This window comes from Fretibacter rubidus (assembly GCF_041429785.1).
Lineage (GTDB): Bacteria > Pseudomonadota > Alphaproteobacteria > Caulobacterales > Maricaulaceae > Fretibacter > Fretibacter rubidus.
On sequence record NZ_CP163423.1, the window covers coordinates 623440 to 645945 of the forward strand.

The following is a 22506-nucleotide window of genomic DNA, read 5'->3' on the forward strand; positions in this document are numbered from 1 at the left end:
CCCCATAAACAGCAGGCCCATTAACCACACGCTCCATAAAGTCATCAAACTTAACCTGACGGGGAGAGCGCCTTGCCAGCGCCTCTTTAATCGCAGCTTTCGTATATCCGTCCATTCAGTCTTTCCGTTGACTCTCTATTACTTTCTCACAAAACCCAATCACAGCCTCGCGTCCGTCAAAAGTCTCAACCAAGCTAAACAGCGCCATTAGCCGCGCGCGCTGATCTATCTCTAAATCAATTTCAGTGGGCTTATCTGTATCAGGGTCCGCCATAGTGATCTCCGTATAAAGCCGGAAGTCACCAGAACGGGGAAGCGAGCCTACCCGTGCGTAGTGTTTGGGCAAGCCTTATGCCCTAGCTGCGTTCTGGCACTTCTCATCGGCTTTCAGTCTAGAATGGAAATCTGTCAGTCGTGATGAAGGAGGATAAAATGACGGATTATTTCGTAGGCTTGGATATATCGCAGAAGTCGACATCGATTTGCATAACTGACCCTGAAGGCAAAAAATTGCATGAGGGCGCGTCCCTGACGCGGCCACAAGATATTTATGGTTGGTTGAGTAACCGCATTGATGTGAAAGCCTCCGATATAAGGGTGGGTCTTGAAGCGGGAACTCTAAGCGCATGGTTACATAGGGGGCTTTCCGAACGTGGCTTACATTTGACCATGCTGGAGACCTTTCAAGCGCACAGGTTCTTGGCGACCTTCAGAAACAAAACTGATAAAAATGATGCGCATGGCCTAGCTCAACTCTTGCGGATGGGCGGCGAGGACTTCCTGCGTGTGGTCAAGGTCCGCTCAATCGGTGCACAGGAAACACGAACAATGCTGTCTATCCGCAATCACTTTGTGACGCAGAAGGTCTCTTTGGAAAATCATATAGCGGGCATTTTAAAGCCTTACGGCGTTATCGTTAGGCGCAATCATGTTAAGCCCGAGTCTTTCCGAAACCGTGTATTAATCGCTTTGAGAGAAACAGAACTTAACGGGCTAAATCTGACTCAATATATTTTACCAGCCCTCGATCTCTACCGAAGCCTCTGCAACAAAATAAAACCTATGACAGAGCGCGTCGAGACATTAGCCCGCGACATACCGATGGTAAAGCGGTTCATGGAAATACCGGGCGTCGGTCCCATAACAGCTTTGACGTTTTACTGCGCTGTTGATGAGCCTGAGCGATTTAAGAAATCGACGGATGTGGCCGCATACTTCGGACTTACGCCGCGTCAATATCAATCTGGCGATATGAATTATACGACCGGTATCTCGAAACGCGGCGATCCGACCGTTCGTAGAGCTTTAGTCACAGCGGCCACTGTGCTGCTAACTAATACGACGACATGGAGCTCTCTAAAAGCTTGGGGTATCAGGCTTGTCAAACGTATCGGTATGTCAAAAGCAAGAATCGCAGTTGCCCGTAAACTTGCCATCATCATGCACAAAATGTGGATTAAGAATGACCGTTGGAGACCAAAGCCAATTACACCCAAAGACCGCGAGGAACTGATGGGTGTAACCCTAACGCCGAGAACGCCTTTAATGGCTTAAACCGAATACTCCGGTGAGGACTAAAACCGGAGGTCCTGCGCGGGACGATGAGCGGGGTGAGTGACGTATGTCCAGGTGATTTACTGAGCCAAAATGATGGCATCAGACATACCGTGTGCCTTATTGGTCCCACCCCCTTGTTCCATTCAATGCGCATAATGTAGCTCACAAATGATAGCCCCGACACAGGTGGGCTTGTGGCTGTGACGACTACGGAGAGATTAGTGATCTCGTGAGCAGGACACATATTTTTGTCAATATCACCTGCCAATCGGCTTGGCGGAACGAACCCGTTTGCGCCGTTGAAATGTAACAAAATACTGAAGTTGTGAAAAAACAATGAGTTAGAAATGATAGATAATATCTTGACGAGAGCGCAGCTAGAGATTGGACATTCCTACGCCCTCCGGCCGAAACCGGAGACACGCAAATACAGGACGTGCCCAAGCAGGGCCGTCTCACTTCTTAGGGAGCTGGTGAACTCCACACGCTGATTTGGCAGGCGTGCCCCTTAAAGCTAAAGGAGACGCCTAAAAACTGCAATTAAAAAGGCAACATAGAGCGCGCCAAGCGCTCAGAAACAGCCCTAAACGCGGCTATCTTTATACCCCAAGAGACGCAGCGCATTAAAGACAACAATCAAGGTCGAGCCTTCATGGATCAGCACCGCCGGTCCAATGCCCAAACCAAATAATGTGGCGGGAATCAAAAAGGCCACAATGCCTAGGCTCGCCCAGAGATTCTGCCGAATAATTCGGCTGGTCTGACGGCTCAGTCCAACTGCAAAGGGCAAGGTTTCCAAATCATCCGCCATAAGCGCAATATCGGCGGTCTCTAAAGCGACATCAGAGCCTGCCGCCCCCATTGCAATACCAACTGTGGCATTTGCCATTGCGGGCGCATCATTGACGCCGTCGCCAACCATAGCGACGCCGCCCTGGGCTTTTAGCTCTGCGATTTTGGTCACTTTGTCTTCGGGCATGAGATCGCCAAAGGCGACATCGAGCCCAACTTCTTTCGCCACAGCATTGGCCACATTTTGATTATCACCCGAGATCATCATCATTCGTTTGAGACCCAAAGCGCGAAGATCAGCGATAACGGGTTTGGCCGTGTCGCGCGGCGTATCCATAAGGCCAATGGCTCCCAAATAGCGCGTGCCTGTCCGTACAATCATGGTCGTGCGGCCATTGGACGATAAGTCATCGACACGCGCCCGTAAATCATCCGGCAGAGGCGTTCCGGCCCCTTCATCAAACAGTGCCGTTTTACCGATATGGACAAGCTCACCGCCTACCATGGCTGATACGCCTTGACCGATGATATTGGCAAAGTCTGACGCCTCGCGCGGATTATCGCCAAGACGGGTTTTGACATCTTCGACCACAGCTTGCGCCAAGGGATGATCGCTGAGGGCTTCCACGGCTCCGCTGATTTCCAGCAGTTCAGTTTCAGACGTATCGCCGTAAGGCACGATATCGACCAGATGCGGCTCGCCAATCGTCAGCGTTCCGGTCTTATCAAATGCGATCGCGTCTAAGCCGCCTAAGGCTTCAAGCGGCGCGCCGCCTTTAATCAGCACACCGCCGCGCGCGGCCCGCGCAACGCCTGACAGAATAGCACTCGGCGTCGCAATCGCCAACGCGCACGGACTGGCGGCCACCAAGACCGCCATCGCGCGGTAGAAGCTTGTCGCCGGATCTTCATCCAAGACAAGGAATGAAAGACTGGTCAGAATGGCCAAAACAATCACACACGGGACGAAGATTTTTTCAAACTTTTTGGTAAAGCTCTGCGTCGGGGATTGGCGGGTTTGCGCCTCGGCCACCATTGTCATAACTCGTGCCAAAGTGGTTTCCCCGGCCAATTTTGTGACTTGGATTTCAAGGCTCCCGCTGCCGTTTATTGAGCCTGCAAAGACGCGGCCCGATGCGGACACGACTTCCGGATTTTCCAAGGCAATTGCGCTATCCTTAACCGGCATTTTATCTACCGGCGCACTTTCACCCGTAATGGGCGCTTGATTGACAGCACTTGTGCCTTTGACCACAAATCCGTCGGCAGGCAGGCGTTCATTGGAACGCACGATGACAATGTCGCCGATTACGAGGTCTTCAATCAAAACGGTCTCTGTTTTGCCGCCCCGCCGCACCAAAGCTTCATCAGGTGTCAAATCCGCAAGCGCCGCGACTGCATTTCGGGCGCGGGCCATCGCATAGTTCTCCAGCGCATGGCCAATGGCGAAGAGGAAGAGCAAAAATGCACCTTCCGCCCATTCGCCCAAGAAGGCCGCGCCCGAAGCCGCGACGAGCATCAGAAAATCGATCTGGAATTGACCTTTGAAGATTTTCCCAAGGGCTTCACGCAAGGCGTAATAACCACCGAAGAAATAGGCCGCGAGCAAGAATACAAACCCGGCTTGAGCGGGAATAAGATTAAGTTTCGGCCCGAGCCAACCTATGAGCAAACAGAGCCCGCAAAGGGCTGCAAATATGATTTCAGCCCGCCCACCCAGAAGGCGATTAAAGACGTCATCGTGGGCGTGATTATGGCCGTCATCCTGGCTGTGATCGTCGTCATGGCTCGCGTCATCGTGGTTATGTTTATCAGACATATGTCTATCCTTTTTAATCAGGCTCCGATGGCGCTAACCCATCGAAGCCATGTTTTATTCAGCGAGCGCCGGTTTGCTCTCATGTAACGTCTCAACCATGGAATGGTGCCCGCCGGGCTTCGGCGCGAACCATTTATGAAGCGCGGGCATGACAAGAAGTGTGAGCACAGTTGAGGTGACTAAGCCGCCAATGACGACGGTGGCCAAAGGCCGCTGCACTTCCGCGCCCACGCCTGTGGCGAGGAGCAATGGCGCAAGCCCAAGGGCGGTTGTCATAGCCGTCATCAAAACGGGACGGGCCCGAAGCCCCGCCGCATTAATGGCAAGCGTGTCGCGGTCTTGTCCCGCGCGGGCAAAGTCATCCATGAAGCTGACCAGCACCATGCCGTTGCCAAGCGCAATCCCGAACAAGGCAATGAAACCAACTGTGGCAGGCACCGAGACCGGCAAGCCTGTGAGCCAGAGAGCCAAGGCTCCGCCTGTCAAAGCCAGCGGGATATTGAGCAGGATCAGGATTGCCGATTTCATTCGCCCGAATGTGATGAGCAAGATGAAGAACACGATCGCCAGCGTAATTGGAATAACGACAGCAAACCGCGCATTGGCTTGTTGCTGCAATTCAAATTGTCCGCCCCACACAAGACGATACCCCGGCGGCAAGACAAGCTGGCTATCCGTTAAGGCCTGCGCGTCTTGAACGAAGGAGCCAATATCACGATCCCGCACATTTGACTGCACGGTGATAAAGCGCTCACCATCTTCACGCGTGATTTGGCGCGGTCCGATAACGGTTTCAATTTTGGCAACACTGTCCAAAGGCACGCGTGCGCCTGATGCGGATTTCAGAATAATCCGGCTAATGGCATCAGCCGAATTTCTGTCCTCAGCGCGAAGCCGCACAACAATCGGAAATTGCCGCACGCCTTCAAACAATGCGCCTGCTTCCGCGCCGCCAACCGAGGCCCGAAGCGCGTCCAAAGCCTCTTCAACGTCAAGGCCGAAACGCCCCAAAGCCGCACGATCGACGGTAAGGACAAGCTGCGGCGCACCGGTAATCTGGTCTGCTTGCACTTCCGCTGCGCCGTCCACCTGTTGCAATAGAGATTGCAGCACTTTGGATTGTTCCAACAAAACCTCACTGTCAGGACCAAAGATTTTAACGGCGAGTTCTGCGCGTGTGCCTGTCAGTAATTCATCAACAGACATAGCAATGGGCTGCCCGATATTGACAACAATGCCGGGATAGCTTTCGAGGTTTTCGGAAATCTCCGTGCGCAAATCCTCCGCCGTCATGCCGGGCCGCCAATCGGATTTAGGCTTCAATTCAACAAACCCCTCAGCGCTATTGGTCGGATCGGCATGTGCCCCTACCTCGCCGCGCCCGATACGGGTAACAATGGATTTGATTTCAGGGAATGCGGCCAGCAGACGCTTTTCAACTCGCGTTGTTGTGGCGGAGGCTTCCGTCAAAGAAATTGACGGGGCCATGGTGATACGCAACAAAACATCGCCTTCTTCCAAGGCAGGCGTAAATTCCGAACCAAGCCGTGATCCGGCCAAGCCGCCCGCCAGCAATAGAACCCCTGCCAATAAGAGCGCCGCAAGGCGTTTTTTCACAAAAAGACTTGAGGCTTTACTGACATATTTTGCCAAGCGGTCAGGCTTCTCAGTTTTGACCTTTGCCGAGCGTCGCATGACCGTATTGGCCAAAGCGGGGGCGATAAGGGCTGCATAAAACAGGGATCCCGTCATCGCGAGCGCGGCCGAGGCGGCCAAGGGCCGGAATGTTTTGCCCTCTACGCCTTGCAGCGAGAACAGCGGTAAAAACACAACGATGACGACGATGACGGCGGCGATGAGCGGCGCAATGACTTCAGCGGAAGACCGCGCAACAATTGTGCGGTTATCCAGACCCGCTTCAGTCTCACGCAGGCCTCGGTCTACGTTTTCCGTAATCACGATAGCCCCGTCCACCATCATGCCGATGGCAATGGCGACGCCGCCTAAAGACATAAGGTTGGCACCAATCCCTAAAATATGCATGGCGATAAAGGCAAAGCCGACAGAGAAGGGTATGGACAGCACAACGACCAAGCTCGGACGCCAGCCCCCTAAAAAGATGAAAACAACGATGGCGACCAATAAGGCCCCTTGCCACAACGCGGTTGTCACCGTGGCGGAGGCTTTGGTTACAAGATTGCCTTGGTCGTAATACGGAATAGCCGTCACGCCTTCCGGTAAGGTTGTGTTGATCTCATCAAAGCGGGTTTTCACGCGGTCAATCACGTCGGATGTGTTTGTCCCGTAAAGTTTCAGGACTAAGCCTGCGACGACTTCGCCTTCGCCGTTGGCGGTCGCGAGGCCTTGGCGCACACCGCCGCCAATGAGAATTTCGCCGAGATCACTGATACGAACGGGACGGCCGTCTTGGGCTTTAATGACGATGTCCGATAAGTCTTCAATGGAGCGCGCAAGACCAACGCCGCGAACGGTATATTGCTCGGCGCCAATTTCCAGAAATTGTGCACCCTCGGTTTTATTCCCGCGTTCAAGCGCACTCATCACATCACCGATTTGAAGATTATAAGCCTGCAAGGCATCAGGATCGAGCTGAACCTGATATTGTTTTTTATAGCCGCCTAGCGACAGAACTTCTGTCACGCCCGGAACTGTTTGCAGTTGATATTTGATAATCCAGTCTTGAATTTCGCGCATATCGACAAGACTACGCGCGCCCGTACCATCTTCTAATCTAAAGTAGAGGATAATGCCTAGCCCAGTCGATATAGGGCCCATTTTTGGATCGCCAAAACCATCCGGAATATTTCCGCGCGCTTCGGCGAGGCGCTCGCCAACAACTTGACGGGCAAAGTAAACATCCGTGCCATCTTCAAAGTAAATATTGACGACGGACAATCCGAAATTGGACACTGAGCGCATATTTTTCAGCTTTGGCAAACCTGCCATGGCGCTCTCAATCGGATAGGTCACATAGCGCTCGACCTCTTCCGGGGCGAGACCTTCAGTTTCGGTAAAGACCTGAACCAGTGACGGCGTCACATCCGGAAAAGCGTCCACGGGCAAAGCGCGAAAGGTATAGATACCGCCCAGGGTAATAGCGAGTGCAGCAATGGCGGCGAGGAGCCGACCCCCTGCAATGCGGTGCATAAAGTTAAACATATTTGATAATCCTAATGATCGTGGTCGCCGCCAAAGGCATCTTTTTCAAGTTGCGCTTTGAGCGTGAAAGCCCCGCTTGAGACAAAACGGTCACCCGCGCGAAGACCGGAGACAATTTCAACATACTCGCCGGAACTGGTTCCAAGCGTCACTGAACGCGGTTCAAATCCACCCTCAATCGGCACAAAGACGGACGCCTTATTTTCGACGGTTTGAACGGCCCCCAGCGGGACGCGCAAAACGGGTCGCGACTGTCCAACGCTTATGTCAGCGGTGACGAACTGACCCGGGCGAAGATTGCCCTTGGGGTTTTCCAAAACAACCCGCGCTGTGGCTGTTCGCGATGTCTCATTGATGATGGGAAGAATGAAAGCGACATTAGACTTAGATAAGACTGTGCCGTCATCCGATTTAATTACGACCGCCGCTTGTTTTTGAATGCGGCTGAGGTCTTGCTTGTATACTGCAATATCTGCCCAGACCACGCTATCATCAGCAATTGTAAATAAGGTCACGGAGCCTGCATCGCCTGCGGACACCGTTTCGCCCAAAGTGACGTCCCGGCGAACAACCGTTCCGCCGATGGGCGCGCTTAAATAGGAATTCGCGTTATCCCCATCATCAGCCGTGGCCACGCGTTCGAGAGCCGCGTCGCTAACGCCCGCCGCATGAAGCTCGTTTTCCGCCGCATCTTTGGCGGCATTAATCGCTTCAAAATTCGCGCGAGCAGCTTCGACATCAGCCTCTGCCGTAATTTTCTCGGAAAAGAGTTTTTCTTCTCGTGCCAAAGCCGTGGCGGCTAATGTGGCTTGCGTTTGCGCCTTGAGCCACGTCGCTTTCAATCCGGCCAACTCACGGCTTGATATCAACGCCAGCGTATCCCCGCGCCGCACAACGTCACCTTCGCTCGCATAGAGTTTTGCGATGATACCGCTAACGCGGGGCGAGACATTGGCAATACGGTCCGCATCAAACCTGATTTCTGCAGGCAAGCTGATAGACTGATTAAGCGGCGCAAGCTCCGCGCGCGAAACGATTATGCCCGCTTCTTGCGCAGCGGCGTCCGACATTTTGATAACGTCAGATTCGCTATCGCCAGGCTTATCCTCGTGAACATCTCCGTCATCCGTGTGTTGAGATGCGTCTGATGAGATGGCAGAATTGTTTTGTGAAACGCCGCCGTCGCAGGCAGATAAAAACATAGCTGAGGCCATTAAAGCCGTTGTAAAGAATAAAAAAGGTTTCATTGGATGTCTCCGGTAAAGGGGGCCGCGCCCGTCAGGCTGCGTAAAGTGATGTCTTGGATATTGACGGTTCGAGCCGCGTCGATGACCGCTAGTTTTGCGTCGATCAGCGCTTTCCGTGTCGTGAGGGTTGTGGTCAGGTCAAACTTACCAGCCCTATAGCCCTTCACTGAGGCGTCATAGGCAGACCGGGCGTCCTGCAAAGCGTTGGTTTCTAAAAGGCTCAACTGTTTTTGCGCCGATATGAGCTGTGCGCGGGACGCGTTCTGTTGCGAGATTAAATCCCGCTCTACAGCTACGCGATTGAGCATATCCGCCTGACGCCGAAACCCAGCCGCTTTGACGGCGTCACGGTTCTTGTCAAAGATCGGAAAGGGAACACTTACGCCAAAAAGCAGCGCGTTGTCATTGCCCTGTTCAAACCGCCGAAAGCCTGCGCTCAGGGTCACATCCGGCATGGATTGTGACTGCGCTAAATCTTGATTGGCTTCGCTGACAACCGTTTGCGCGCTCGCCATATCGAGCAAAGGGTGTGAGTCGATTTTGGTTTCGCCCGTGAGGATCGCCGAGGGTAGAGACGCGGCCTTAGTGACAGGCGCGGCGAAGTTCGGCGCAGCGTCCCCCCACATCGCCGCAAGATCATAGCGCAGACTTTGCACGCGGGCTTTCGCGCCTTCAGCCGCCGCTTGAAGGGCAATCGCATCGGCCCTCACGCGAGAAAGCTCAGGGGGTGCTGCGGCACCTGCCTTCACGCGGGTCTCGACTGTTTCCACGAGTGTCTGCGCGAGCGCGGCAGATTCGTTCGCAAAATCTGCGACCTGTACCGCCGCGCCCAATTCATAAAAGAGAATGGCCGCTTCAAGCTGGGTTTGGCGCAAGATTGCGCCGCATTCGGCAGAGGCCAGCGCCGCATTGGCGTTTGCCGCCTCGCGCCGCAAGCTACGCTTGTTGCCAAGCTCGAAGGTTTGCTCAAGAGAAAACGTGGTTTCCGTTTCTCCAAAGCCTGAGAGCGGGCCCGAGCCTGCAAAGTTCTCCAATTCAACACCCACGATAGGGTTGAGACGGCGCCCGGCTTGATCCACTTCGGCCTGACGGGCTTTGGTCTCTAAGGCGGCGCGCCTGACCTGCGGCGCAGTATTGGCAATTTCATCCATAACCGCACGCAAGGTAATCGGCGCGCCCGGCACGATAGCCGATGCAGATGAACTTGGCTCACCACAGGGAGCCGCGACCGCTCCGCCCGAAAAGGCAGCGGCGATCAGGACGCATATTGCGCCCCGTTGTAATTTTGACATTGGGTTTTATTCCTCGTGATAATCTAAAGACAGATGACCAAGCGCAGCTTGGCCGTTGACTAAAGATTAGGCACGGGGAGGACGGTAGAGCCCCATAGGGCCCGCGCGGGGCGCGGCGTCAAAGGCGTTCAGATTATATCCGAGCGTATCTGCGATAGAGGGTTTCAGCGAGGCAAAATGAAGCGTGGTCGCGTGGATATGGCAACTGCCGCAATTGTGGGCATGATGATCATGGGGGGCTTTGTTTGGCTGTTCAGGACTATGTTCATTTGAGACTTGTGCTATCCCGCCTTCATCCTGACAGGCGATTTCGTCCGGCTCAACGGGGTGAATATCAGGCGTCACCGTGGCAAAGCTCATCATAACCGCCACAAAGACGGTTAGCCAAATCTTGACAGAGGATATGAAGCGTATTGCAAACATTGCGCTTAGTTAGCACCTACAGTCACTGGAGGGTCAAGAGAATAATTTTCTAATCATCCAATTGGCGTAAATTCTTTGTGTGCATCATGTACGTCTAGGCATTGGTCATGGTTTGAGAGGGTTTGCAGCACTTTGCAGTCATCAATTACGCCGCCCTTACAGTTTGTAATCATATTTTTAAGCTCAGCCTCTAAGGCTTCGAGTTGATTGAGACGCCGCCTGACATCAGCCAGTTGGCTTCGCGCAATGCGGTCAACGCTCGCGCAGTCTGTTCCCGGGCTTTCCTGAAGGTCAATGAGTTCACGAATAGCCTCAATTGGGAAGCCAAGATCTCTCGCATGGCGGATAAAGTTTAATCGCTCGACCGCAGCATCGTCATAAATGCGTTGCCCGCTATCTGTTCTATCAGGCTCGCGAATAAGCCCGATAGATTCATAATAACGAATGGTCGTGACTTTCACGCCGCATTCGCGGGACAGAATACCAATCGTTTTTCGGCTCATAATTTTTCCCTTGCCTCTACAGTGACTGTAGACAGTAGTTTATTCTCGAAATTGCACAAGAGGACGACGATAAGATGAGCGGATGTTGCGACGATAAAGTTTTTGAAGGGATGTCGGACGGTTATAAGCGCGCCTTACTGGCGGTCATTCTTATCAATGCCGTTATGTTCTTTGTGGAAATAACCGCGGGTCTCAAATCCGGGTCTCAAGCCCTCTTGGCGGACGCGCTCGATTTTGCAGGCGATAGCGCAACTTATGCCATTAGCTTATTTGTTATCGGCGCCTCCCTACGGACGCGCGCCATCGCCTCTCTGTTCAAGGGCGGCAGCCTGGCTTTCATTGCCATTATTATTTTGGGATCGTCTTTATATCGTTTTTTGGGCGATACGGTTCCCGCAGCAGAGACAATGGGAATTATCGGATTTTTAGCCTTATTAGCCAATCTGACAAGTCTGGTGATTTTAATGCGTTGGCGTGACGGTGACTCGAATGTGCGCTCTGTCTGGCTCTGTTCGCGCAATGACGCCATCGGTAATGTCGGTGTTATCATCGCCGGAATTGTGGTCGCCATAACGGGCGCGGCTTGGCCTGATCTGGTCGTCGCTATTCTGCTCGCCACACTGTTTCTGCGTTCGTCAGTCTCAATAATTTCTCAGGCGCGAGCCGAACTAAAATCCGGAGAGGTTATGCAACATGATACATGCTGAACCATTACTAATCGGTCTTATGCTACTCAATGGATGTCTCTCGATTCCCTTTGGGATTTTTGCAAAACGCTCTTTTGCAAAGCACGGTAATCTCACGCCATTTCTTGCGGCTTGGTCGGGTGTTGCGATGCACGGCCACGCTCTAATGACCTTTGCGATGGCGTGGATAAATAAGGGTACGCTTTATACGCCGCAATATTGGACGGTTCTTCCGGGATTGCTGGTCCTCGGAGCGGGTGCATATATCATCTATTTGGGTCGGAAAGCCTATGGCGATCAATCGCGCGTCTATGGCCTGAAAGAAGACACCTTGATTACGCACGGCATTTATACGCGGTCCAGAAACCCACAATATTTTGGTTATGGCCTCATGTTTTTGGGGGCCGCGGTTGCCTCAGGATCAATCTTGGCCTTTGTCTTCGTCGCCGTGTTTGCGCTCATGGTGCATGTCGGGATAACAAAAGTAGAGGAGCCCCATTTGGCGCAGGTTTTCGGTCAATCGTATTTAGACTATAAAAAAATAGTAGGCCGATATTTTACACTTTAGGTCCGGCACTTCGCCAAACCGTTTTTTGCACAGCGGCCCATTAAGTAACACCCATTGCTTTAATTATCATCCAAACGCCCATGCCCATCATGGCGAGGTTTTCGCTGAGAGATACGAAGCCAAGTGGGACATTTACCCCGCCGCCCACACAAGCGCATTTAATATCCCGCTTATCAATGTAGACGGCTTTGATAACAGAGATCGCGCCTATCGTGCCGATGAATAGGGCAATAGGCGCCGCGATGAGTCCGAAGATACCGCCCGCAACCATGAGAATAGCGGTCAGCGCTTCCGCAAAGGGATAGACATAGGAATAGCGCACGACGCGCCGCGCGAGAATATCATAGCCGACAAACATATTTGAGAAGGTTTCCAAGTCTCGCAACTTGAGCATGGCCAGCATGCCCATCGAGAACGCAATAAACCATTCCAAAGACCGCAGGTTCAGCACGTCGCCTGATGTCGCCCAATTGGCGGCAATTGCGAGTAGAGCGGATATGTAGAAAACGACCAGAACGGGCGTGTAGGTCTTTTTATCCGGGTCTTTCACCTCATACCCTAAATGCTTGCGCAGATCGTCAAAGCCGCCAATGCGCTCACCGCCAATAAAAGTTTGCGGCGTTGTCTTCACATCATGCTTTTCCTTAAAAGCATCCGTATCAGCACGGTTTGTGAGCCAATTATCTTCAACCTCAAAACCTTTGCGTTTGAGAAGATCTACGGTCTTTATGCCAAAAGGACAGATATGCTCATCCGTGACCATGCGGTATACGATGGCTTTTTTGCCCTGGGCCGTGTCTTTCACGGCAAGTTCTTCTGCAATACTCATAACTGTCTCCTGCGAGGCTAAACCCTAAAGCTTGCCTTCAAATTCCGGCATTGGCCGCGCTGCGGCTTCGGCGTCTGTCGAAGCCGTTCCATTTTCTTTGATGTCGTTGATCAGCCACTCCATCTCTTTGATTTCGCGGCGCTGGGCTTTAATAATATCATTGGCAAGTGCCTTCACGCGCACATCGTCAATCTCGGCGCGCTCACTGGTCATGATGGCGATTGAGTGATGCGGGATCATGGCTTTCATCCAAGCTTCATCTTGGACGGTCACTTGACTACGCACCAAGAAAAGAGCGGCTATAAAAACGAGTGCGCTCCCGCCAAAAATCGCGAGGTTAGCTTTCTTGTTCTTATACATGTTGAGCATGAAACCGAGCATGATAATGGCCATGGCAGCGCCCATATATATGGCCATATAGGTCCGAGTTTCAGAAAACCGAACGTGACTGAATTGATAACTATTCAGATACATGAGCCCCAACATGACGAGGGTTGAGGTTCCAATCATTGCGAAGAATAAGCCATAATTGTTTTTGTGTTGTGAATTCATGCTCTACTCCTTCCATACCCTATGTGGGTATTTTGTTTATACCTATATAGGGTATAATGACAAGGGACGGAAATGGTTCCGAATTTCACGCAAACCATCACGAAGGGGGCTGTAATTGAAAAAACGACTGGTTGGATATACGCCGTGGAGCAAGAATGGGCGTCAGGCAGAGGCACAGTTTAGGCGGATGAAATCAATCCTGTCTCGAAAGAATAATATCTTAATGACTATGTCCATTAGGGCCAGTCACCGTTGTTGCCCATAACACACAAAGCAGAACGAATAGAAATAGTACGGCTTCAAGGCCTAGTGATTTGCGCAAGGCCGGACGTCCGACCAAAGGCGATTGTTGCAAAAGGATACCAATCCGGAATTTGTTAAAGGCTCCCGCACCCAATAAGATTAGGGCGGCCACGAGTTTGACCATAAGCAAACGCTCGTAAAGCGTTGACCCGATATCCAATAGATTGCCGTTAAGTCGCCACAACAAATACAAGCCGGTGACAAATAAAAATGGCACGGCCCATATTGCAACATGACTGAACCGCTCCGTTCTTAGGATCAGGTCTCTGTCTGACAATGTATCAGCAGGCCAGAGACTGAAGGGCGCGTAAAGCCAATATCCGGCAATAAGAATATGCGGAATGACCCATAGCGGAAGGAACGGCATGTTCTCGGCCGCTTGCGTATGCCCGGACGCCGCAAAGCCAGCGCTCAACAGGATAATCGAAAAAGCCGCAGTTATTTTTCTCAAAACACTCGGTTTTATAAAGCTGGAGAGAGTGGCTAGCCCCGCTCCAGCGATAAACGCCAAAAACTGAAAACCATTAGATTGCCAAACCCAGCCGAAAGTCTCTTGATTAAAGGCTTGCGAAAATGAGCCTGCTAATTGCCCATTGGCAATGATCAGCTTTAAGATGGCCCCTAAGATAAGCACCGCAACGAAGGTGCGTAGCCTCTTTAGTTTTTGCTGAATCCCGAGACAAAAATGCAACAAAGTACCGATTGTGACTAAAGCTCCGATATAGAGCATTAGTTTTGCAATCAGGGCCAAGGCGGTCAGCATGAAAACGCTTATTGGACTGTGAAGCTCAAGCTGCCTTTGACGACATGCCCGTCTTTAGAAACGGCTCTCCACGTCATCTCATATAACCCGCTTTTTAGCTCAGGCATTGGAATAGAGAATTTTGCTTCCCTAGATTTGGGCGGCGTGAAATCAACAACAACGGCTTTTCCCTCGCTATCTTTCAGAGAAAAAGTCGCCAGCCCTACCTTTTGCGCAAACACCAGATCAAAGACATCCGGCATCGTTTGGTAAACGCCGCCGTCTTCTAATGTAGCGGACTGGACCTTAGTGTGAGCCATAGCTGTAGGAGCCAGCAAAGACGCCATGAGAAAAGCCCCAAGCGTCAATTTTAAAACAGATCTTTTCATATGCTTATCCTTCAGCGCTTCAACTTATCAAAAAGGTCTACCAGTTCCGCGACTTTCTCGCGCTGCGCTGTCTCATCGCCCGACTGGATGGCCGCGTTTACGCAACCCGCCGCGTGATCTTTGAGAATTTCGCTTTCCGCTCGTGCCATCGCGGATTTCACGGCTTGCATCTGGGTTAAAACATCAATGCAATAGCGTTCATCTTCCAGCATTTTAATAATGCCGCGCACTTGGCCCTCGATTCTTTTAAGGCGGTTAATCGTCTTGGGAGAATGTGCAGACATTGTATTCCTCAATTTTATGAACACGAAAGCGTGACGCTTGCAGATGACAACATGCCCCATGGGGGTATTTACTTTCTTAATCTCTTTGGTCTATAATGCAAGGATGAGAGTCATTTCGACAGTCATCTGCTTATTCGCAGCCTTCATTATGATGGCCACGCCTGTCATGGCGTGCTGCGTGACAGGTCATGTTGATATGACTGTGGATTCAGTACAAGTATCTGAAACGGTATCTCCGCCTTGTCACACGGCCCCTGAAGTCAAATCAGGTGGGAGCGACACACAAACCCCTGAAAAATACTGCTCCTCTTGCGATGATTGCGCCGTGTCTTCGGCTTTTATGGCTGACAGCGACCCCGTTACCCATGCAAAAGCAGAGCTGACATTTGTAACGCTTATCAACATGCCGGCAACGCTTCCGCGCCCAGAAGTCCGCCTTTTGCGCATTACGGGTCCGCCTCCAAGGCAAGCTCACGGACGACTTGACAGCCCTTACTCACGCTTCGACGCCCAACTTATTTAATCTCCAAACAGACTGACTGTTCAGAGTTTTCCTCTGAGCCTATTCGCCTGTTTAATTGGAGATTTTCGGATGTTTATCCGCCACACATCATTTTATCAGACCCGGTTTCGCACCGTCACGCTCTCGCTTTTACTTGGCGGTATAAGCGTTATGAGCTTGCAAGCTGCCGCCTTTGCTCAGGACGCGCTTTATGCACCTGATTTACTGGGCGCAGGTCCGACAACTATCGCGCAACAGCCGCAAGCTTCGATACGGGCTATGCCCTTTTCTGAATTAGAAACGCAATTGCGCGCACATCCTTCGTTGGACGCGCTCAGCCTCAGCGCACAAGCCAATCGTCAACGTGCAGAAGGCGCGCTCGGACTGCCTGATCCCGTCGTGTCACTCCAGTTAAATAATGTGCCGCTTTTTGATCCGTCTTTCTCTGAGTACCTTCCGTCCAATAAAGCCGTTGGCATTCGGCAGGCTTTGCCGAGCCGGTCTGAACGCAAAGCTAACTCGCTCAAATCCTTAAGAAGCGCTGCCCAACAAGAGCTGGAAGCTGAACAACAATATGCGAGGTTGCGCGGTCAGCTATTGGTTTACCTGATTGAGAAACAGAGCCTTGAGGCCCAACGGGATTTGGCACTCGCGCGTCAGTCAAAATATGACGAACTTTCTGACATCATCGATATTGAAATCAATGCAGGCCGCCCATTAGTGTTCCGTCTCGCAAAAGTTGATGTGGAACGCACAGAAGTTTCCAGAACCCTGGCTGAATTAGAAGGACGCGACGCGCAGATAGACGCAGAGCTCATCAACCTCTTGGGTTTTATTCCTCAAACAGAAACGCCTGCGCTTTCCAAGACGCCTTGGACGGGTAATGCACTCGGGTTTTATGCCGTGCGCGTTGCCGATGCGAATGTTGATATATCCGATGCGGATGTTCAGCGCGCAGAAGCAGATTTTAAGCCCGATTGGGGGGTTAATCTAACCTACCAACAGCGCGAGTCCGGCCAAGGCCCGCGCTCAAATTTTGACGGCGAAGATTGGGTCTCGGGCGGCGTCAGTTTTTCAATTCCACTTTGGGCGGGCAAACGCCAAGAACCTAATTTACGTGCCGCCAAGATGGATAGGAATGCCAGCATTGCTCGGCGTACGGCCATTGCGCGACAAGTCCAATCCGAGTGGTCACGCTATGAAGCCCGCCGGGAAACAGCCGTTCAAAACATCCGCATTATTGAACAGAAAATCCGCGCGATTGAAACGCAGACAGACGCCCAACTAATCACATATGAGTCCGGGAACGGCGATTATTCGCCAATCATCGACGGCGAAATCGCCATTCTCATGCTGCGCGCGGAAATCGTCAAAGAAAAAACTCTACGCGATCAAATGATTGCAAAAATGAACAGCCTTCTGGTGACATCATGAAATATTTTAAATTCGCTTTAGTCCTCACCAGTGCCCTTATTCTGGCAGCCTGTGACCCCGCGCCAAAGATGCCCTCAGCTTTGGAAGCCGGACATGACCATGCGGCCATGCAAGCCGGACAATCTCAGTCATCAAAAACGGATATGCCAGCAGAAGAGGTGAGCTCTTATACCTGCCCAATGCACCCGCATTATATTTCGACTGATCCCAATGGGAGCTGTCCGATTTGCGGCATGGACCTTGTGCCTGTTACGACAGAGGCCAAAGGGAGTGCGGGCGTATCTGTCTCGCCTGAGATGCTCCAAACAATGGGCATCAGAACAACCGTCGTCTCTGTTTCAGACTTCAATCAAGCCTTGCGAGCTTACGGCACAGTCGAGCCGAATACACGGCTGGAGTCTATGGCAGCCTCCCGTCTTGAAGGCTGGATCAGCGGCCTGACTGTTCGGGCGGAAGGTGACAGCGTGCGCCGTGGGCAACGTCTTTATAGCATTTACACGCCTGATCTCATTGCAGCCCAAAAAGACTATCTGGCCTCACTTCAAATTGGCAATGCACGCCGAATCGCCTCGGTCCGCCAGAGGCTCATATCCAAAGGCATGCAAGAAAGCCTTGTGGAGCGATTGTCTGAGACCCGCGAGCTCATTGAGCGTGTGCCTGTTTATGCGGAAAGCTCGGGCGTCGTGACACAGCTCATGGTGCGCGACGGCGACTATCTCAAACCCGGAGATCCGATCCTGCAATTACAGGCCTATGATAAGGTCTGGGTTATTGCTTCGGTTCCGGAGTCCGACCTGCCGAAGATGGAAGTCGGCAAAACCGCCAATTTGAAATTTGAGAGCGCGCCTGACGCCGCAAAATCGGGCAAGGTTGACTATATTTATCCGACCATAGACCCTAAAACGCGAACCGCCCGCGTGCGGATCAGTGTTGATAATACCTCCGGCTCTTTACGACCAGGCGCCTATGCCGACATCGTCTTTGAAGCTGACGAAACCGAAGCCTCCGCATCGCAGCTGTCTATTCCAAGCCAAGCCATATTACGCGACTCACGCGGGGCACATGTTATCGTCGCTTTGGGGGAAGGCCGTTTCGAGCCTCGGGATGTGACCATTGGAACAAGTGTTCGTGGTCGCACGGAGATATTATCAGGACTTGCTGAAGGCGAGCGTATTGTGGCCAGCGGTCAGTTTATGCTCGATTCCGAATTTAACCTGCGCGAAGGGCTTTCAAAACTCAACGTGCCTGCCACCGATTTTGACGAAAATACGCCTTTATCCGAGCTTCCCATAGACGGCTCTACGCTGAGCCAAATTGATCATATGGTCGATAGCGCGCTATATTTTCATGAAGCCTTGATTGATGGCTATGCGATTGACCCGTACTTCCTCGATCCAACCCTCACATTAGTTGATAACCTGAAGGGCAGATTTGCAGGCTCTAAATTATCGCCGATTTTAGAACAGGCAGAAACGGCCATCCGCGGGGCGAAAGAGAATAAGACAGGTGAGCCCTTGGCCGCCCAGCTTTCGCAGTTGATGACTGCGCTTGACCCTTGGCTAACGCTGGGCGCGCCCGCTCACTATAAGAGCAAAGGCCTCATATTTTATAGCGATGATGAAACGGGGCGTCTTTGGCTGCAAGATGGCGGTCTACCCGCTAATCCTTATTCAGATGCAACAGCTCAAGTCATTTCATGGCCTGACCCTATGGCAGACGAGATGTCTGGCAGACAGCCATGAGCGAGCTTCACACTGAAAATTTAGCGGGCAATGATCCGTCTAAATCGGCCATTGCAAAGCTGATAGCCTGGTCGGTTGCCAATCAACTCATCATCATTGTTCTGGCTATAGCCCTCGCCGTTGGAGGCTGGTTGTCTCTCAAAGACATGCCGCTCGACGCGGTTCCTGATCTGACCGATACACAGGTGATCATCCGAACGGAATTTCCGGGACAGTCACCACAAATCGTCGAAGATTTGGTGACCTATCCGCTTTCAACAAATTTATTGGGCCTTCCAAAGACAAAAGATGTCCGCGGCTCATCCATGTTTGGCACCAGCTTTGTCTATGTCATCTTTGAAGATAGCGTTGATCCCTATTGGGCGCGCTCGCGCGTCGTTGAAGCGCTTTCCCGCCTCGGGTCAGACCTCCCTGAAAATGCTAATCCTCAGATTGGGCCTGATGCCACTGGGGTGGGCTGGATCTACCAATATGCTTTGGTTGATAAAACGGGGCAGACAGATTTGGCAGAGCTGCGCTCCCTTCAAGACTGGTTCTTAAAACTAGAGCTGTCCGGCGTGGAAGGCGTTTCGGAAGTGGCCTCCGTCGGCGGATTTGAGCGCGAATATCAAGTCCTCATCGATCCAAACAAACTTGAATCTTATGACGTTTCAATTGCTCAACTTGCCCAGTCTATTCGCGCTGCCAGTAGCGAGGTTGGTGGCCGCGTGCTTGAGCAAGGCGAGACTGAATATGTCATCCGTTCATCAGGCTATGTCAAAACAGCCCTCGATTTGGAACAAGTCGTGGTGTTGGCGAAAGACGGCACGCCTGTGATATTATCAGATGTGGCCCGCATCGTTGAAGGTCCGGCCCTGCGGCGCGGGATTGTGGAGCTTAACGGTGAAGGTGAAACCGTGGCAGGTATCATCGTAATGCGCGACGGCGAAAACGCCTTGGAAGTCATTGACCGTGTAAAAGACAAGCTCGCGGAATTACAGCGTGGCCTACCGGACGGCCTGGAGATCGTCACTGTCTATGACCGCGCGCCGCTCATTGAGGGAGCTGTGTCGTATCTAAAGAAGAAACTGATTGAGGAAGGCCTCGTCGTCGCCCTCGTCATATTTCTTTTCTTGCTTCACTTTAGGGCCGCCTTTGTCGCCGTGATCACTTTGCCGCTGGGCGTTCTTGGGGCTTTCATCATCATGTCAGGCCAAGGGGTGACGGCCAACATTATGTCATTGGGCGGCATAGCGATTGCGATTGGTGCAATGGTGGACGCGTCGATTGTTATGGTCGAAAACGGGGTGAGAAAACTCTCAGATTTGGGCGAAAAGCCTGACGAGCCAACGCGCAAACGCGTCCTCATTGAGGCGGCGCAAGAAGTTGGGCCCGGCCTCTTTTTCTCACTGCTGATAATTGTGGTTTCCTTTCTGCCTGTCTTTGCTTTGACAGGAGAGAGCTACCGCCTGTTCTCACCACTCGCCTTTACCAAAACCTATGCCATGGCGTTTGGAGCCCTACTATCGGTCACGCTTATTCCGGTGCTGATGATTTGGCTCTTACGCGGCAAGATGCGTCCAGAGACAGCTAATCCGCTCAACCGTTTCTTTGTCTGGATTTATAAGCCCATCATCTGGGCCGCGCTTAAGTTAAAATGGGCAACGGTCCTCATCGCTCTCATCATTACGGCCAGTGTTATTATACCGGCTCAAAAGCTAGGCACTGAATTTATGCCTGCCTTATATGAGGGCGAACTTCTCTACATGCCGACGACCTTACCCGGCGTCTCCTCGACTAAGATGCGCGAAATCCTCGGCCAAACCAACCGCGTCATTAAAACGGTTCCCGAAGTCGAGTCGGTCTTTGGTAAGGCGGGACGCGCCGATACGGCAACTGACCCTGCGCCGCTGACCATGATTGAGAGCTGGATAAGACTAAAGCCTAAGTCCGAATGGCGCGCAGGCATGACCGCCGACGGTATCGTGGATGATCTAAATAGCCGTCTTCAAATGCCGGGCCTCGTGAACTCTTGGGGTTATCCGATTAAAATTCGGATGGATATGGTCTCGACGGGTATTCGCACGCCCATTGGTATCAAGGTGACAGGTGATGACCTCACGCAAATCGAAGCGATTGCGCGCGAGATTGAAGGCGTTGTGACGGATATCCCCGGCACGCGCTCTGCATTTGCTGACCGGGTTCTCGGCGGTAAATATCTTGAGATTACACCTAACCGTTTGGAACTGGCGCGCCGCAATATCGACATGGGCGCTTTCCAAGGCGTTATCCAAACGGCACTGGGCGGGATGACATTAGCCGAGTTTGTTCAAGGCCGCGAGCGCTATAATATCATGCTGCGCTATGAACGCGCCTTTCGCGAAACCGATGCTGACATTGGCAATATTCAGATCCCAACGCCAACAGGCGCACACATTCCGCTGCGCGAGGTCGCAAGCGTGGCCTATACGGAAGGACCGCCCATGATCCGGTCTGAGAACGCGCGTCTTACGGGCTGGGTTTTCGTGGACATCGCAGGACGTGATCTTGGCGGCTATGTGGCTGAGGCGAAGGATATCGTTGCAGATGCCATCACCTTGCCGCCGGGTTATGCCGTGGAATGGTCGGGTCAATATGAGCAATTACAGCGCGCCAATGAGCGCCTGAAAATTGCCATTCCTGCCGCTATCGGTCTTATTTTTCTGCTCCTCATGCTCCATTTCGGCCGTCTTGACCGGACACTGATCATCATGCTGTCTCTGCCATTCGGGCTCGTGGGCGGGTTATGGGCCGTTTATTTAGCGGGCTATAACCTCTCCGTTGCGGTCGCGGTTGGCTTCATCGCTCTGGGCGGTATTGCAGTCGAGACCGCCGTCGTCATGCTGCTCTATATCGATCAGCAAGTGCGCACAGATGAGCCAAAAACCCGTACAGAGCTGTTCCAAGCCGTAAGCCACGGCGCAGCCTTGCGCGTGCGCCCCAAGCTTATGACCGTCCTGACAGTCATGGCAGGTCTAGCTCCGATTTTTCTAACGGAAGGCTTAGGCTCAGATGTCATGCGGCGCATCGCTCTGCCCATGCTTGGCGGGATGATTTCGACAACCGTTCTCACCCTCATAGTTATTCCGGCGATCTATTTCATCTGGGTCGGTCGCCAACTTCCAAAATCTATAAAACCAAACCATGCAACGCTTGAAGGAGAACCCGCATGAAACATCTAACTCAACTCACATTTACGGCTTTGGCCGCATTAAGCCTGTCTGCGTGCGGCGGCGGCGAGATGGACCATAGTAAAATGGACGACGCGAAAATGGACCATAGCACAATGGACCATAGTAAAATGGATCAAATGAAATCCATGGGCGATACAGGTCACACAACGGGCATCATTGTCTCTGTTAGTCCCGATGGAAAAGAAGCGACGATCGACCACCAGGAAATCGAAGGCGTTGGCATGGGGGCCATGACGATGGGATTTGGTATCACATCTGCCGTTGACCTCTCCGGATTTGCCAAAGACGACAATGTCAGTTTCATGGTCAAGAAGGGCCGTGATGGAAGCTACCGTATTACGGCGATCTGCAACACAGACACTGATGGCAAAGACTGCCTCGACGCAAAGATGGACCATAGCGGTCACTGATAGATTGGGCCTGCGAATTACGTCGCAGGCCCAATTTAGA

19 protein-coding genes are annotated in these 22506 nt (G+C 52.2%); 7 read left to right on the top strand and 12 right to left on the bottom strand.

The features are described from left to right. Window positions 1-115: 115 nt before the first annotated feature. Window positions 116-274, bottom strand: coding sequence for a hypothetical protein (locus AB6B37_RS02970; protein WP_371397417.1), 159 nt, complete (start codon window positions 272-274; stop codon window positions 116-118). A gap of 158 nt (window positions 275-432) precedes the next feature. On the opposite strand from AB6B37_RS02970, the gene AB6B37_RS02975 reads away from it, so the two are divergent. After that, entirely contained in the window at window positions 433-1554 is a 1122-nt protein-coding gene (locus tag AB6B37_RS02975) for an IS110 family transposase (protein ID WP_371397418.1), read from the top strand. A 586-nt stretch (window positions 1555-2140) separates the two neighbouring features. On the opposite strand, the gene AB6B37_RS02980 is transcribed toward AB6B37_RS02975, so the two are convergent. The 6 genes from AB6B37_RS02980 to AB6B37_RS03005 all read right to left on the bottom strand — a co-directional run bounded on the left by AB6B37_RS02980 (window position 2141) and on the right by AB6B37_RS03005 (window position 10813). Continuing rightward, window positions 2141-4168, bottom strand: coding sequence for a heavy metal translocating P-type ATPase (locus AB6B37_RS02980; protein ID WP_371397419.1), 2028 nt, complete (start codon window positions 4166-4168; stop codon window positions 2141-2143). Window positions 4169-4222: 54 nt separating this feature from the next. Next, window positions 4223-7348 (bottom strand): efflux RND transporter permease subunit, encoded by a 3126-nt coding sequence (locus AB6B37_RS02985; RefSeq protein WP_371397420.1) that lies wholly within the window; start codon window positions 7346-7348, stop codon window positions 4223-4225. Window positions 7349-7359: 11 nt separating this feature from the next. Beyond that, window positions 7360-8595 carry an efflux RND transporter periplasmic adaptor subunit gene (locus tag AB6B37_RS02990; RefSeq protein ID WP_371397421.1) on the bottom strand — a complete coding sequence of 412 codons (1236 nt, stop codon included), beginning with the start codon at window positions 8593-8595 and terminating at the stop codon, window positions 7360-7362. After that, a complete protein-coding gene (locus AB6B37_RS02995) occupies window positions 8592-9887 on the bottom strand; it encodes a TolC family protein (protein ID WP_371397422.1) in 1296 nt (431 codons plus the stop codon). Before AB6B37_RS02995 ends, AB6B37_RS02990 begins: the two co-directional genes overlap by 4 nt. Window positions 9888-9953: 66 nt before the next feature. After that, complete coding sequence (locus AB6B37_RS03000; protein ID WP_371397423.1) at window positions 9954-10310, bottom strand: hypothetical protein; 357 nt, start codon at window positions 10308-10310, stop codon at window positions 9954-9956. 53 nt (window positions 10311-10363) lie between these two features. Continuing rightward, on the bottom strand, window positions 10364-10813 hold the full coding sequence (locus AB6B37_RS03005; protein WP_371397424.1) for a helix-turn-helix domain-containing protein: 450 nt from the start codon (window positions 10811-10813) through the stop codon (window positions 10364-10366). Window positions 10814-10887: 74 nt separating this feature from the next. Between AB6B37_RS03005 and AB6B37_RS03010 the strand changes: the two genes are divergently transcribed. Continuing rightward, window positions 10888-11520 carry a cation transporter gene (locus AB6B37_RS03010; protein WP_371397425.1) on the top strand — a complete coding sequence of 211 codons (633 nt, stop codon included), beginning with the start codon at window positions 10888-10890 and terminating at the stop codon, window positions 11518-11520. Then, a complete protein-coding gene (locus AB6B37_RS03015; RefSeq protein WP_371397426.1) occupies window positions 11507-12067 on the top strand; it encodes an isoprenylcysteine carboxylmethyltransferase family protein in 561 nt (186 codons plus the stop codon). Before AB6B37_RS03010 ends, AB6B37_RS03015 begins: the two co-directional genes overlap by 14 nt. A gap of 40 nt (window positions 12068-12107) precedes the next feature. Here the strand turns inward: AB6B37_RS03015 and AB6B37_RS03020 are convergent, their stop codons facing one another. The 5 genes from AB6B37_RS03020 to AB6B37_RS03040 all read right to left on the bottom strand — a co-directional run bounded on the left by AB6B37_RS03020 (window position 12108) and on the right by AB6B37_RS03040 (window position 15166). Then, entirely contained in the window at window positions 12108-12896 is a 789-nt protein-coding gene (locus AB6B37_RS03020) for a MauE/DoxX family redox-associated membrane protein (protein ID WP_371397427.1), read from the bottom strand. Window positions 12897-12920: 24 nt separating this feature from the next. Next, a complete protein-coding gene (locus AB6B37_RS03025; RefSeq protein ID WP_371397428.1) occupies window positions 12921-13448 on the bottom strand; it encodes a DUF305 domain-containing protein in 528 nt (175 codons plus the stop codon). A gap of 220 nt (window positions 13449-13668) precedes the next feature. Continuing rightward, on the bottom strand, window positions 13669-14514 hold the full coding sequence (locus tag AB6B37_RS03030; protein ID WP_371397429.1) for a copper resistance D family protein: 846 nt from the start codon (window positions 14512-14514) through the stop codon (window positions 13669-13671). 8 nt (window positions 14515-14522) lie between these two features. Further along, a complete protein-coding gene (locus AB6B37_RS03035) occupies window positions 14523-14882 on the bottom strand; it encodes a copper resistance protein CopC (RefSeq protein WP_371397430.1) in 360 nt (119 codons plus the stop codon). Window positions 14883-14893: 11 nt separating this feature from the next. Continuing rightward, window positions 14894-15166 (bottom strand): metal-sensitive transcriptional regulator, encoded by a 273-nt coding sequence (locus AB6B37_RS03040; protein ID WP_371397431.1) that lies wholly within the window; start codon window positions 15164-15166, stop codon window positions 14894-14896. A 592-nt stretch (window positions 15167-15758) separates the two neighbouring features. Here AB6B37_RS03040 and AB6B37_RS03045 point away from each other — a divergent pair. From AB6B37_RS03045 to AB6B37_RS03060, 4 genes are read left to right on the top strand one after another with little or no spacing between them, the layout of a single operon-like run. Continuing rightward, the gene (locus tag AB6B37_RS03045) at window positions 15759-17102 is read left to right on the top strand and encodes a TolC family protein (RefSeq protein ID WP_371397432.1); all 1344 of its coding nucleotides are present in this window, start codon (window positions 15759-15761) and stop codon (window positions 17100-17102) included. Next, window positions 17099-18844: an efflux RND transporter periplasmic adaptor subunit gene (locus tag AB6B37_RS03050; protein ID WP_371397433.1), complete on the top strand. Its 1746-nt coding sequence runs from the start codon at window positions 17099-17101 to the stop codon at window positions 18842-18844. The genes AB6B37_RS03045 and AB6B37_RS03050 overlap by 4 nt, the downstream gene beginning before the upstream one ends. Beyond that, the gene (locus AB6B37_RS03055; RefSeq protein ID WP_371397434.1) at window positions 18841-22035 is read left to right on the top strand and encodes an efflux RND transporter permease subunit; all 3195 of its coding nucleotides are present in this window, start codon (window positions 18841-18843) and stop codon (window positions 22033-22035) included. The genes AB6B37_RS03050 and AB6B37_RS03055 overlap by 4 nt, the downstream gene beginning before the upstream one ends. Then, window positions 22032-22466, top strand: a complete 435-nt coding sequence (locus AB6B37_RS03060; RefSeq protein ID WP_371397435.1) for a copper-binding protein — start codon at window positions 22032-22034, stop codon at window positions 22464-22466. Before AB6B37_RS03055 ends, AB6B37_RS03060 begins: the two co-directional genes overlap by 4 nt. The last annotated feature ends 40 nt before the right edge of the window (window positions 22467-22506 follow it).